This is a genomic window from Streptomyces sp. NBC_01454 (assembly GCF_036227565.1).
Lineage (GTDB): Bacteria > Actinomycetota > Actinomycetes > Streptomycetales > Streptomycetaceae > Streptomyces.
In genome coordinates this window covers 4,234,026-4,246,656 of the sequence record NZ_CP109460.1, presented here as the reverse complement: position 1 = coordinate 4,246,656, position 12,631 = coordinate 4,234,026, and the positions used below count along the sequence as shown (strand labels likewise).

The following is a 12,631-nucleotide window of genomic DNA, read 5'->3' as shown; positions in this document are numbered from 1 at the left end:
CCGACTACCCCTGCCTGCCCAAGAGTTGCGTGATCTGCTGCACCACGGCCGCCGCCGAGGCGAGCGTGGCCGCAGCCGTCGCACCGAGGTCCAGCCGCTCGCGCAGCCACTGCAGACGGCTGCGCCGCACCTGCCCCGTGGCCCCGACCTCCTCCTCGGCCTCGGCGAGCCGGGCGTCGACGTCGGATGTCTCGTCACTGGGGCTGAGCAGGCGCAACTGCGCACGCAGGGTCCCCATGGCCGCGAGGAGTTCGGCGGGTGCGTCGATCACCTGGGTGGTGGCGTCAAGGGCCTTGGCGTGCGGACCCGCGGCCGCGGCGCCCCCGCTCATGACGCCGATGCTGATGCCGCCGGGGGCGGCCGGGGGCACCACCGACGGCCCCCCGCTGTCGGGTGAGGACGGCGGGGGCGCGGGCCGGCCGACGCGCTGCGCGCGGTCCTCGGCGCTCGCCCCGTCCCCGGCTGCCACCGCGCCACCGGTCAGCACGCCGACACTGATTCCTCCTGAAGCGCTCGGCGGAGACGGCGGGCCGGCGGCCGCGCCGGCCGTTCCCCCGTCTTCCTCCGGCTCCCGCATCCCCGTTGTCATGACCTGCCGCCCCCCGATTTCACCGTGATGTCCTGCTGCTTCGCCGAGGCCCGCTCGCCCGTCGCGACCGCGCCGCCGCTCATCTCGCCGATGAAGACCCCGCCCCCGTTCACATTGACGACGTACTGCTCGAACTCGCCGGACTCGTAGCCCTTCGTGCGCAGCGCCGTCCGCACCCCGCTGGCGATCCGGTCCTGCAGCGTCTTCACGTAGCGGCTGATGTCCATCTCCTGGAGCAGCGACACCTCGTTCACGCTGCCCAGCTCCCGCACCGACGTGACCGGCCCGTCCGGTAGGGCGTACTGCGGGAGCGTCAGCCAGGTACGGAAGAGGGAGACGGCCGTGCGGAGCAGGGAGACCGCGGCGGCGAAGCCCGCCGCGGGGCCGGTGAGCAGGCCGCGCACGGCATCGCGCAGCAGACCGTCCGCACCCTGCGCGGCGATCACGTCCACCGACCGGAACTCCGGACGCACCGGGGTGAGGATGTGCGGCACGACCTCCAGGACCAGCATTCCGCCCTGGGTGTGGACGCGGACCAGGAGGGAGACCCCGACCTGTTCGTCCCACGCCCCGACGCGGACGCGCAGGAAGTGCCGGCGCGCCTCGCCGCCCTCGCCGACCGCGCCGTCGAGGTGCCGCCGCACATTGGCGGGGTCGTACTTGACCTCGCCGCGCGCGACCCCGACCGGCAGATAGACCATCTCGTCGACCTCGAGGGAGCGGAGGCGGTCGCGGCTGCTGACCGCGGCCGAGGTGCGCAGGGCCTCCAGCCGCGGCTTGATGAGGTCGATGACCTCGCGGCCCGTGAGCCCCCCGGCGTCCGCACCCGCGTCCGGTCGCGGCACCCCGTCCAGCTGCTTCTGCGGCGCCCGCCGCTTCAGCTCCATGACGAACGACCACGGTTTGTACGGTTCGCCGGACCCGACGAACGGCCGGAAGGGGTCGTAGATCGCCAGGTTCGCATGCTGTTCGCGGTCGATGGCCGCGCCGATGCGCCGGTACTGGTCGCTGACCGGCAGCTCCTCACGGGGCGCCCGCGCATGGGCGCCGCGGCTCAGCTTGTGGCGCATCACGGAGGAGACGTGCGCGCGGTACGCCCACACGGGCGGGACCAGCAGGACCGGGAACACCACAGCGGCCCAGGCGTCGCCGCCGCTGAACAGGGTGAAGAGCACCAGCGCCCAGTACGCGAACGTCACGGCGAACGGCAGGACCGGCAGCACCGCCTTGAGCCGGCCGCGGGTGGCCTCCTTGAGCACCGCGCGGCCGAGGGCGAAGACCGCACCTCGGCCCCCTCGTACGCCCCAGCACACGAAGCAGACCAGCCCGTACGCCAGGAACCAGGGAACCGGAAGCAGCGTCTGCGACCCGATGCCGGCCAGCCAGAACGCGAGGAACCCCGCCCAGACGAGCAACAGCACCAGCCCGGTCTCCGCCTCCCGCCGGCGGGCACGCAGGGCGTGTGCGAGGACCGGCAGGGCGTCGATGCCGAGCGAGGGGGCGACCGGGCGCTCCTCGTGCTCGACCAGCTGCTCGATGACGCGGCCGCGGAATTGACTGTCGAAGTAGACACCCGCGCACAGCAGCCGGGTGGCCTCGCTGCGGATGTTCTGCGGAGCGCCGTCCGGCGGCGACGCGGCGGACTCTTCGGGCACGAGCACCCACCCCCCGATGGCCGAACTCACTCTCGAACTATGGAAGTTGAGTGAGTTTCAGTAGGGACAGTATGGCGGTCGCCCGCTGCCCCCGGAAGGGATTCGGATGCAGTGCCGCGTGCGGATCCGAACTGTGATATCGGCATCGGGCCCGGGGGGGGGAGCGGCCCGGGCGACCGTGCAGGGGAACGGCCCGCCCGCCGGCGCCGGGCGTCAGTCCGGGGCGGGGACGTCCTGGTCCGTGCCGGCGGGCCCGATGAGCGGGCGGGCCCGTCCGGTGCCGGTGTCGAGGAGAATCTGCCGGGCCTGGTCGGCGTTGTCGGCGTGGACGGCCCGGGCCATCGCGGTGTGCGCGGCGGCGGGCGTCGCATGCGGCGGGATCACCAGCAGCGAGAAGTAGTCCCGCTCGCCGCGGGTGATGAGGACGGTGTCATCGCCCACCGGGAACGCGTCGATGTGCACCACCCGCTCGTCGACCACCAGCCGGGTGGGGAGGGGCTCCCATGCGTCGGTGTCCAGGCCGACGCGGGTCACCGGGCCGAGCAGCTCGACCAACGCGCTGATCAGGCCGGGCAGTTCGGCGGCGATGTCGTATGAGCGCGGCCACCACGCTCCGTCGAGAATGCCCTCGCGGGCAGAGGTGGTTTCCAGCCTGACGAGCGCCGTCCCGGCCTTCACGGACGCCGGGAACGCGTCCGGTGGCCCGGCGCCGCGGGTGATGTCGGACTCGGCCATGAGGGCGCGCCTCTCTGCGGGAGAGCCGGACGTCCGCCGTCGCCTGGGCGGCGTGCGCGTGCCGGCGGCCTCGTCTTCACGGTACTCCGTGCGCGGACTCTGCCGATGTGCCACGGCGGGCTGCTTCTGCCCTGCTCAGAGGCGGACGCGGGGTCCGCGGACGGCGTCGGCAACGGTGCGCGAGTAGGGTGAAAGCACCGGGAGTACTAGGCACACCGGCTCTCCCGCGGGTGTGTTTCCCCGCGAGCAGCAACACCGGGACGCGGTGGACGCGAGCCCGGGGACAGGTCGCCGTATGACCGAGAAGACCAGCAGCGATACCACTCTCCGCACGCACCGGCGCGTCCCGTCGGCCCGACCGTTCCTCCCACCCGGCGCCACTCCCGGCAGGATGCCGGGCGGGGTGCCGTCGGCGCGAAGGGCGTGATCGGCATGGAGACCGTTGTCACCGTGGCCGCGATCCTGGCCCTGATCATCGTGGTCGCCTACCTGATCGGCCTGCGCAGCGGGCCACAGGCCGGCCCGGACACGGCACGGCACGGCGGACGGGGCGCGGCGGCCCCCCGCGGCGGGACCCTGCCGGGGCGCGGGGACCGGCGCGCAGCGCGCCGACGGGCGGCCGGGCTCCCCGATCCGCCCGCCTTCCCGCCGGGAGGCCCACGATGAAACACACCCAGCCGCTGCCCCCGCCCGGGCAGGCCGAGGTCCGGATCGTGGCGGCGACACCGGAGGTCGCCCGCCTGATCGCGGAGGCGCTGCGGGGCCGTTTCGCCGCCACCGAGCAGCGCAGCTACCCCGCCGGCGGCGAGGGCGCGACCCGCCTGCACCTCACGGTGGACACCACCCACACCGCGGAGCCGCCCCGGTCCTGGCTGGTGACCAGCAAGTCGTCCGGGGACCGCCGCCTCCAGGCGGACGAGATCTGAGGAGCCGGTGCCGGTCGCGGGCCCCGCGAGGCCCCTGCCGTGCCGCATGGAGGGCCGTACCGAACCCAGGGGCATACCGAAGCGAGGAGCGAGCGGCAGCCATGGCAACACTGCACGAGCGGAAGAACTACCGCACAGCGGTCCTGAAGGCGCTGTACCGGGCCACCGGGGAGAACCGTCCGGGTGCCACGGGGGCCAGGCTGCGCGACGACCTCCGGCTGCCCGAGCAGGATCTGGCCGCCGCCTGTACGTATCTGGTGGGCGAAGGACTGGTCGAGGTCGACTGGACGACACATCACACGCCCGCGATGGTCACGCTGACGCACGAGGGCATCCGGCAGATGGAAGCCGAGGAGCAGGAGCGCGAGGAGCGCGGCTGACCGGGCGGCCGGGCGCGCGGGCGGCGGTGCCGCGCGCGGCTCCCCCTCACCGCCGCGGCCCGTCACCCGCGACGGTCAGAACTGCAGACCGGGCAGTTCGGTGGACTCCGGCGGGGCAGGAGGGGCGGGGGTGACACAGGTGAATCCCAGACGGGTCAGCGCCCTGGTCACCTCACCCGCCGTGAAGTCCCGGCGGTCCTGCCGCGTGATCACCGCACCGACCTGCTTGACGGGGTAGGTGCGGCGGCCGATGACCACACAGGGGCCGAGGGCGGGCTCCGGCGTGATCCCCGCCATGAGCTGTTCCACCTCACTCTTGACGAAGTCGAAGGGGAAGTGGGCGATAACACATCGCATGGTGCCTCAACAGGGTTGAAGGGAGGGACCGGCGCTTCCTGCCGGGTCCGGATCGATGCGGCCGCTCATGGCGTGAGCGGTCCGGACGGACGGATCATGCGGTCGCGCCGCCACGGGAACGGTCCCGGGACACGGCCGCCCGCCCGCCGTGCGCCGACGTGGAGGAGCGACGCCCCCGGCCGGCACCTCCCCGTCGGCGGCGCGAGGCCGCGGTGCGCGGCGCGTTTTGCTGCGCGGCCGGGGCGGCGAGGGTGACGGGGATGCCCGAGGGGGCCTGGGCACCGGTGATACGGCTCAGTTCGGCTTCGCCGGAGCGCACCTTGGCCGAGCGCGGGGTGATCCCGGCGTCGGCCATCAGACGGTCCATCTCGCGGCGCTGGTGGGGCAGGACGAGGGTGACGACGCTGCCGGACTCACCGGCGCGGGCGGTGCGCCCACCGCGGTGCAGATAGTCCTTGTGATCGGTGGGCGGGTCCACGTTGACGACGAGATCGAGGTCGTCGACGTGGATCCCGCGGGCCGCCACGTTGGTGGCGACCAGGGCCGTGACATGGCCCTCCTTGAACTGGGCCAGGGTGCGGGTGCGCTGCGGCTGGGACTTCCCGCCGTGCAGCGCGGCGGCCCGCACACCGCTCTTCAGCAGGTGCCGGGTGAGGCGGTCCACGGCGTGCTTGGTGTCGAGGAACATGATGACGCGGCCGTCACGGGCGGCGATCTCGGTCGTCGTGGCGTGCTTGTCGGCGTCGTGGACGTGCAGGAGGTGATGCTCCATCGTGGTCACCGCACCCGCGGAGGGGTCGACCGAGTGCACGACCGGGTCGTGCAGGTAGCGGCGGACCAGGGCGTCGACATTGCGGTCCAGGGTGGCCGAGAAGAGCAGCCGCTGACCGTCGGCGGGCATGAGATCGATCAGCGCGGTGATCTGCGGCATGAAGCCCATGTCGGTCATCTGGTCGGCCTCGTCCAGCACGGTGACGGCGACGCGGTCCAGCCGGCAGTCACCCCGCGCGATGAGGTCCCGCAGCCGTCCGGGGGTGGCCACCACGACCTCGGCCCCGTCCCGCAGGGCGCCGGACTGACGGCCGATCGACATGCCGCCGACCACCGTGGCCAGCCGCAGCGACAGGGCGCGGGCATAGGGGGTCAGCGCGTCCGTCACCTGCTGGGCGAGTTCCCGGGTGGGCACGAGGACGACGGCCAGCGGCCGACGGGACTCCGCGCGCTGTCCGGCGAGGCGGGCGAGCAGGGCGAGGCCGAAGGCCAGGGTCTTGCCGGAGCCGGTGCGGCCACGGCCCAGGACGTCCCGGCCGGCCAGCGAATTCGGCAGCGTCGCCGCCTGGATCGGGAACGGCACGGTCACGCCCTCGGCGGCGAGCGCCGCGAGGAGCGGCTGGGGCATGTCCAGCTCGTCGAAGGCGGCGACGGCCGGCAGCGACGGGGTCAGGGACGCCGGGACGCTGTACTCCCCCTGCGGCCCACCGGAGCGGCCCTTCCGGCCGCCCGAGGGGCGGGAATTCTTCGCGCGGGTCGGAGCCTTTGCGCGGTTGGGTGTCTTCGAACGGTCCCGGGCGGTGGGGCTGCCCTGGCCCGTTCGGGCGGTGCGGCCGTTCGTACGTGCTGCGCGGTTCATGGTGAACCTTCCTCGGTCGAGAGCGACACGTACGAGGAATCCTCGGCCCTGCGGACCACACGGAGAATCGCCAGAACGAGTCGAACAAGATATGAAACAGGTCCGGCTGCGAACGAGGTTTTCGAGGTACGCGCGCCGGAAATTCTCGGCATTCTGCGCAGCGGGCCATCCGTGGACATCGGGACGGCAGGCTTCGAAAACGGGACTCGAACGGCAGGACTCGAAAGCCGCGGCGACGGCCGGTGATGACCGGCTGCGCCTGCCTGCGGCGGCAGCCCTCGCCACCCGTCCCCCGGACGGCGGAAGCCACCCGGGCGGTACGGCTGCGTGGGCCGCGAAAAGACAAGCGCTGGGGCCCGCACCCAAGGCGCGGGCCCCAGCGTTGCACGCTTCAGCGTCAGGCGGGAACGATGTTCTCCGCCTGCGGGCCCTTCTGACCCTGGGTGACGTCGAAGCTCACCTTCTGGCCCTCCTGCAGCTCACGGAAACCCTGGGCGGCGATGTTCGAGTAGTGGGCGAACACGTCAGCGCCGCCACCGTCCTGCTCGATGAAGCCGAAGCCCTTTTCCGAGTTGAACCACTTCACGGTGCCAGTAGCCATATCTTATTTCTCCATTCGGGGAATTCTTTGGACCCGCACTGCGCGAGCCTCGCGTCGCCGCGATGATTCTCCCATCCGGAAAAATTCCGGCTACACAAAACGCTCCCACCGGCTCAGAGCCGGCCGAAGCGTTGAAGATTTCGGGAACCACAACTGCAACTGATATCGACAGTAGCACGGCTCCTACAACACCGCACAGAGGTTTCCCGGCCGACCGGCCCCGAGCCCGGAAGCGGTGGCCACGCGTCCGCAATTTCTCTGTCCGCGACATGAGATATTCATCGCCATTCAACGCCGAATCCATGTACGCCACCCCGCCGGGCCGGGCCCCGACCGGCCGAAATCTATAGCGGCCGCAATAGACATTCTTCACCGCCAGCCAATAGGCTCGGTCGTGCAGCGCGCAGCCGTCCGGCAGGGCGGCCACGGGTTGCCGAGAAGCACTGCCTGGCAGCAGGGCCACGGAGTGCGCCCCCGACCCCGGACGCGGTTCCCCGGGCGGACAGGCGGAGACCGACCCCGGCGGGGCCTTGGGTGCACACGGACCCGGGCCCCTGGATGCCCAGGACGAAGGGTGCGCATGGCTCCGGAACCCCGGCCGAACACCTCCGGCCATCTCGACGACGACGACTACCCCGCCTACACCATGGGACGCGCCGCTGAGTTGATCGGCACCACACCCGCCTTCCTGCGGTCCCTGGGCGAAGCCCGCCTCATCACCCCGCTGCGGTCCGGCGGCGGCCACCGCCGCTACTCGCGCTATCAGCTGCGCATCGCCGCCCGCGCGCGCGAACTGGTCGACCAGGGCACGCCGATCGATGCCGCCTGCCGCATCATCATTCTCGAAGACCAGCTCGAAGAGGCCCTGCGGCTCAACGACGAGCTGCGCCGACACGAGAGCCGACCGGACCGGCCCACGGGCTCCTGACGGCCGGATGCTGACGGCGGCGCATCCGGGGGGGGTACCCCGGTGGCCGAGTTGACGGGGTGCGCGAGGGCAGCGGCGGTCCGGGAGCGTTTCCTGCGGCCTTGATTCCCGAGGGTTCCCGAAGATTCCCGACGCATGCGATTCCCGAAGGGCGCGATTCCCGAGGGACACGGTTCCCGGCTGACGTGGTTTCCGATGGACGTGGTTTCCGACGGTGCGCGGCGTCCGGTCTCCGGGTGGGCGGCTTCTTCACCCCGGTGTCACTTCGCTCTCCCCGGCGGTGAATTCCTTTCCACGCACCCCTCGGCTCCTGCTTCATGTGACGATTCCTCAAAACCCGCACGCCGTAAGCGTTTCCGGCGGCTGCGTCAGGTTTTGGCGCGGTGGGAACGGGAAGATCGAGAAGCGTTCCGCGAGGCTGCGGCGAGCCCCTCCCCGGTGCGGCGGGCGGGCCACGGCCCGGGGCGCGGGCGGGCCACGGCCCGGGGCGCGGGCGGCCCGTCGTGGCCGCTCTGCGGGCACGGACCCCCTTGTGCCCACCGAGCGAATTCTCCCCTATAGGGGCGGGTATCCGGGAAGTGAATTGCCGCCCCGTATAAGGGGGATCGACGGGCGTCGCCAATTTCCTTGGTTCATCCCGGTATTCGTGCGGACATGTCCGGAGCGGAAATACCGGCGGGTAAGGAATCTGCACGGAAGCGTTACAAGCTCTACGCGTTGCCTTCCGTATGTGCCGTTAGCGTTGCTGGCCGCTCGATCCCGCGTGCGAACGTGAAAAATCGTCGCCGGCGTCCCTGGCGGCGCAGCCAGCACAGAAAGATCGCAGATGGATTACTGCTCGTCGTGCCGTCGGAATCTCAATGGGGCGCTGGTGTGCCCGGGATGCGGTGATTACGCCCCCGACATCGCCCCGCCGTCCTACCGCCGCCGCACCCCCCAGGTGAGTCACACCTCCCAGGTGAGTGCGGACGCCGCCGCTCCCTCATGGGAGGCCTGGCCCTCGATGGAGGATCCCGCCGCGGGGGCCTTCCCCGGTGCTCCGCACCCCGGCTCCGGGTCCGTCGAGAGCGACGTGGCCGACGAACCGCAGGCCGACGGAGGCGCTACGGCCGACGGTACGGCCGCTGGCTACGAGGGTGCCGCGCCCGACGGACTCGGCCGGGCGGCCCGGCGCCGGCAGCTGGCACGGTGGAAGAAGTACCGCCGGCGGGCCGCGGCGGCCACGGCCCTCGCCCTGGTGGGCGGCGGTCTGACCGCAAGCCTCCTGCAGAACAAGCCGGCCGCCGGGCACACCCAGGCGGCCGGGTCGCCCCGTCCGGAGAGCGTGGGCACGCCCCGGACGGTGAGCACCGGCGCGTCTTCGAAGGAGCCGGACGGACATGCTTCGCGGCAGCACGACCGCCGCCCCTCCAGGGCGGCCGGCCGGCAGCAGCCCACCGTGGCGAGCACGCCGCCCGCGACCCCGGCGAGCCCGCGGCCGACCGCCACCCACGCCGCGCCCCGCCACTCCGCGGCCCCGCACGCGGCCCCGCACGTCACCTCCGCGCCGGCCACGGCGCACGACGATCAAGGCGCCGCGGCAGCCCCGCGGGTCACGCCGCACCCGTCCACCACCCGGCCCGCCACGAACAACCCGCCCGCCACGAGCACCTCGCCGTCGAATCCGGCCCCGACGGCCGACCCGACCTCACCGGTGTGCCTGCTGGGCGTGGTGTGCGTGGGCTGACGGCGGTCGCGTGGGAGCCGGCCCTCAGAGGGGGCGCCACGCGCTACGACCGGATCGGCGGCCGCTTCTTCTGGCTCCGGAACCCTCCCCAAAGATGCCTGGAAGTACGGGAGTCGGCCGGTGTCCGGGGTGTGGCGCCGGCCGGTCGGCGGGCCGGGGGACGGCCCCGGCCCCCGTTCAGCGGGCCGTGCCGCCCGCGGTCTCGCGGGCGCGGCGGCGGCCGGCGGGTGCGGTTGCCGGCAGCCGTGGATCGCCGTGCGGGCCCGGGGACGGCGGGCGGGTGCGGGACTTGAGCACCTGGGCGCCGATGGCGAGGGGAACGCTCAGCAGCAGGACGTAGAAGACGCCGATCTTGCGCAGGTCGTCGAGGAAGAACCAGATGGCGGTCAGCGCGGTGAACCAGAAGGCCACCAGCGCGAATCCGCCCGCTCGCTCGTCCCGGTAGCCGGCGACCAGGCACAGCGCGGCCACCACACCCAGCATCAGCGCGAGGATGACGTAGTGGGTGTCCCAGCCGATGTAGCCGCGGGCGAGTCCGGAGAGCACCGCCACGGCCTCCGCCACCGGGCCCCAGGCCACCGCGCAGGCGAGCCGCGCCGACCACAGCAGCAGCACGGCCCCCGCCGCCGCGGCGAGCAGGGCGACCCGGGAGAACGCGCTGCCCTCGATCACCTGGGTCCGGGAGATCACCAGCGACAGCAGACAGCCCAGCAGCGCGACCGCCCCCTCGGCCGTCGGGCGGAACACCACCCGGGCCGGCCGCCGGCGCGCGGGCTGCGGCGCCGGCCCGCCGTCCTGGGGCGCGGGCGAGGCGGCCGCCCCGTACACCGGCGCGGCGGCGGCCCGGGGGTCGTATGCGGTGGGTGTCGGGACGGGCGGCGGCGGGGTGGCCCGGGCCGCCGCGGTCAGCGCCGTACGCATCGCGGCGGCATCGGCGAAACGGTTCTCCCGGTCCTTGTGCAGCGCTTGGGCGATCACCGCGTCGAGGGCGGGCGGCAGTTCCGGGCGGAGCCGCGAGGGCGGCACCGGGTCCGCGGTCAGATGCTGGTGCATGACGGAGAACGGGGAATCGCCGGTGTACGGGGGCCGCCCGGTCAGCAGCTCGTACAGCAGACAGCCCACGGCGTAGAGGTCCGTGCGGTGGTCCGTGTCACCGCCCTTGATCTGCTCGGGGGCCAGATAGGCGGGGGTGCCGACCGCCACGCCCGTGCCGGTCAGCCGGGTGGCCACCTCACTGAGGGCCTTGGCGATACCGAAGTCGACGACCTTGATCCGGCCCGTGCCCGCGAGCATGACGTTCGCGGGTTTGATGTCGCGGTGCACGATGGCGTGCCGGTGGCTGTGCTCCAGCGCCTCCAGCACCTGCCCCACGACGTCGACGGCCTGCGCCGGCGGCAGCGCCCCGCCCTTGAGGACGTGGCTGAGGGTCGTGCCCTCCACGTACTCCATGACGAGATAGGGCTCGGCGACGCCGCCGGAGGCGTCCTCGCCGGCATCGTGCACGGTGGCGACGCCGGGGTGGTTGAGCGCGGCGGCGGCATGCGCCTCGCGCTGGAAGCGGGAGAGGAACTCGGGCTGCAGCGCCAGTTCGGCGGAGAGGGTCTTGACGGCGACGGTACGGCGCAACCGGTGGTCGAGGGCCCGGTAGACCGTTCCCATCCCGCCGTGCCCGAGCTGCTCCACCAGCTCGTAGCGCTGCCCCAATATCCTGTTCTCCACCGGGTTTCCTCCACGGACCGTCGACGTCGACACGCCGGAAGACGCCCCTGAGTGCGGGCGGGTTCCGCCACGGGCACGCGCGCCCGGTCCGGTCCCCGCCCGCTCAGGTGCCCGCCGGACTATGTCTCGTCCCAGGTGACGGGGAGTCGCTGGACGCCGTGGATGCCCATGTGGGGACGGAGCGGCACCTCCTCGGGCGGGACCGCGAGCCGCAGCGTCGGGAAGCGGCGGAACAGTGCCGGCAAGGCGATCCGCATCTCGACCCGGGCGAGTTGCTGGCCCAGGCACTGGTGGATGCCATGGCCGAAGGCGAGATGGCCGGTGGCCTTGCGGTGCAGATCGAGGGTGTCGGGATCGGGAAACCGAGCCGGGTCGCGATTGGCGGCCCCCACCGCGAGGGTGACGGTCTCCCCGGCCCGGATCAGCTGCCCGTCCACCTCGACATCCTCCAGCGCCGCCCGCGCCCCGGTGTGGGCGATGCTCAGATAGCGCAGCAGCTCCTCGACCGCCCGGTCGGCCAGGCCGGGGTCGGCGCGCAGCGCGGCGGCCTGCGCGGGGTGTCGCAGCAGGGCGAAGGTGCCGAGCCCGAGCATGTTCGCGGTGGTGTCGAGGCCGGCGGCGAGCAGAAAGCTGCCGAGGCCGCCGAGTTCGGCATCGCTGAGGTCGGTGCTGGTCAGATCGCTGAGCAGGTCGTCGGTGGGGCGGGCGCGCTTGGCCGGGACCAGTGCGCGGACGAGGTCGCCGAGGGCCTCGAAGGCGGCGAACTGGTCCGCCACCGTCGCGTCCGCCTCGCTCATCGCCGCGGCGTGCCGCTGAAAGGTCTCCCGGTCGGCCTCCGCCACCCCCAGCAGTTCACAGATCATCAGCGCCGGGACGGGGTGGGCGTACGCCGTCACCAGGTCCGCGGTCGGTCCCCGGCGGGCCATGGCGTCGAGGTGCTCGGTGGTGATCTGCTCGACGCGGGCGGTGAGGGCGCGCATCCGGCGGACGGTGAACTTGCCGGCGAGCAGCCGCCGGTAGCGGGTGTGCTCGGGCGGGTCGATCCCGGTGAGGTCGCCGAGCGTTGCCGGGGGCAGGGTCTCGCCGGGCCCGCCCGTGAGGAGCGGGTGGCGGATGAGTTCGTAGCGGGAGCTGAAGCGGGTGTCGGCCGCTATCGCCCGCACCGCGGAGTGGCTGGTGGCCAGCCAGCCCACATGTCCGTCGGCGTGCTGCAGCCGGCTGAGCGGCCGTTGCGCGCGCAGCTGCGCCAGCTCGGCGGGCGGATCGAAGGGGCAGCCCGCGGGGCGGGTCAGCGGCAGCGCGACGGGCTCGGGGAGCGGGGCCGCGTCCCCGGGCCGGGCGGCCCCTTCGGGGTTCGTGGCCGGCGGTTCGTACTGCATGGGGTC

13 protein-coding genes are annotated in these 12,631 nt (G+C 73.0%); 5 read left to right on the top strand and 8 right to left on the bottom strand.

Annotated features, from left to right (window positions below; all coding sequences use genetic code 11):
* Positions 1 to 4 precede the first annotated feature (4 nt).
* The 3 genes from OIU81_RS18790 to OIU81_RS18780 form a co-directional block, all read right to left on the bottom strand.
* Positions 5 to 487, bottom strand: coding sequence for a hypothetical protein (locus OIU81_RS18790; protein WP_329149389.1), 483 nt, complete (start codon positions 485 to 487; stop codon positions 5 to 7).
* Between the two features lie 98 nt (positions 488 to 585).
* Entirely contained in the window at positions 586 to 2,244 is a 1,659-nt protein-coding gene (locus OIU81_RS18785) for a hypothetical protein (RefSeq protein ID WP_329149387.1), read from the bottom strand.
* 213 nt (positions 2,245 to 2,457) lie between these two features.
* The gene (locus OIU81_RS18780; RefSeq protein WP_329149385.1) at positions 2,458 to 2,979 is read right to left on the bottom strand and encodes a DUF5994 family protein; all 522 of its coding nucleotides are present in this window, start codon (positions 2,977 to 2,979) and stop codon (positions 2,458 to 2,460) included.
* A 432-nt stretch (positions 2,980 to 3,411) separates the two neighbouring features.
* Between OIU81_RS18780 and OIU81_RS18775 the strand changes: the two genes are divergently transcribed.
* The 3 genes from OIU81_RS18775 (at position 3,412) to OIU81_RS18765 (ending at position 4,285) form a co-directional block, all read left to right on the top strand.
* Entirely contained in the window at positions 3,412 to 3,645 is a 234-nt protein-coding gene (locus OIU81_RS18775; RefSeq protein WP_329149383.1) for a hypothetical protein, read from the top strand.
* Positions 3,642 to 3,905 (top strand): hypothetical protein, encoded by a 264-nt coding sequence (locus OIU81_RS18770; RefSeq protein ID WP_329149380.1) that lies wholly within the window; start codon positions 3,642 to 3,644, stop codon positions 3,903 to 3,905. Before OIU81_RS18775 ends, OIU81_RS18770 begins: the two co-directional genes overlap by 4 nt.
* Before the next feature lie 101 nt (positions 3,906 to 4,006).
* Positions 4,007 to 4,285, top strand: a complete 279-nt coding sequence (locus OIU81_RS18765) for a hypothetical protein (RefSeq protein WP_329149378.1) — start codon at positions 4,007 to 4,009, stop codon at positions 4,283 to 4,285.
* Positions 4,286 to 4,360: 75 nt separating this feature from the next.
* Here the strand turns inward: OIU81_RS18765 and OIU81_RS18760 are convergent, their stop codons facing one another.
* From OIU81_RS18760 to OIU81_RS18750, 3 genes are all read right to left on the bottom strand, one after another.
* Positions 4,361 to 4,642, bottom strand: coding sequence for an SCO5918 family protein (locus tag OIU81_RS18760; protein WP_329149376.1), 282 nt, complete (start codon positions 4,640 to 4,642; stop codon positions 4,361 to 4,363).
* Positions 4,643 to 4,736: 94 nt separating this feature from the next.
* Positions 4,737 to 6,272 carry a DEAD/DEAH box helicase gene (locus OIU81_RS18755; protein ID WP_329149374.1) on the bottom strand — a complete coding sequence of 512 codons (1,536 nt, stop codon included), beginning with the start codon at positions 6,270 to 6,272 and terminating at the stop codon, positions 4,737 to 4,739.
* A 397-nt stretch (positions 6,273 to 6,669) separates the two neighbouring features.
* Positions 6,670 to 6,873, bottom strand: a complete 204-nt coding sequence (locus tag OIU81_RS18750) for a cold-shock protein (protein WP_006604579.1) — start codon at positions 6,871 to 6,873, stop codon at positions 6,670 to 6,672.
* Between the two features lie 580 nt (positions 6,874 to 7,453).
* Between OIU81_RS18750 and OIU81_RS18745 the strand changes: the two genes are divergently transcribed.
* Positions 7,454 to 7,801, top strand: a complete 348-nt coding sequence (locus tag OIU81_RS18745; protein ID WP_329149367.1) for a MerR family transcriptional regulator — start codon at positions 7,454 to 7,456, stop codon at positions 7,799 to 7,801.
* An 826-nt stretch (positions 7,802 to 8,627) separates the two neighbouring features.
* Positions 8,628 to 9,527, top strand: coding sequence for an SCO2400 family protein (locus tag OIU81_RS18740; protein ID WP_443074008.1), 900 nt, complete (start codon positions 8,628 to 8,630; stop codon positions 9,525 to 9,527).
* Positions 9,528 to 9,704: 177 nt separating this feature from the next.
* Here OIU81_RS18740 and OIU81_RS18735 read toward each other — a convergent pair whose 3' ends face one another.
* Together OIU81_RS18735 and OIU81_RS18730 are read right to left on the bottom strand one after the other, a co-directional pair.
* Positions 9,705 to 11,246: a protein kinase domain-containing protein gene (locus OIU81_RS18735; RefSeq protein ID WP_329149364.1), complete on the bottom strand. Its 1,542-nt coding sequence runs from the start codon at positions 11,244 to 11,246 to the stop codon at positions 9,705 to 9,707.
* 119 nt (positions 11,247 to 11,365) lie between these two features.
* Positions 11,366 to 12,625, bottom strand: a complete 1,260-nt coding sequence (locus OIU81_RS18730) for a cytochrome P450 (RefSeq protein WP_329149362.1) — start codon at positions 12,623 to 12,625, stop codon at positions 11,366 to 11,368.
* Between the last annotated feature and the right edge of the window lie 6 nt (positions 12,626 to 12,631).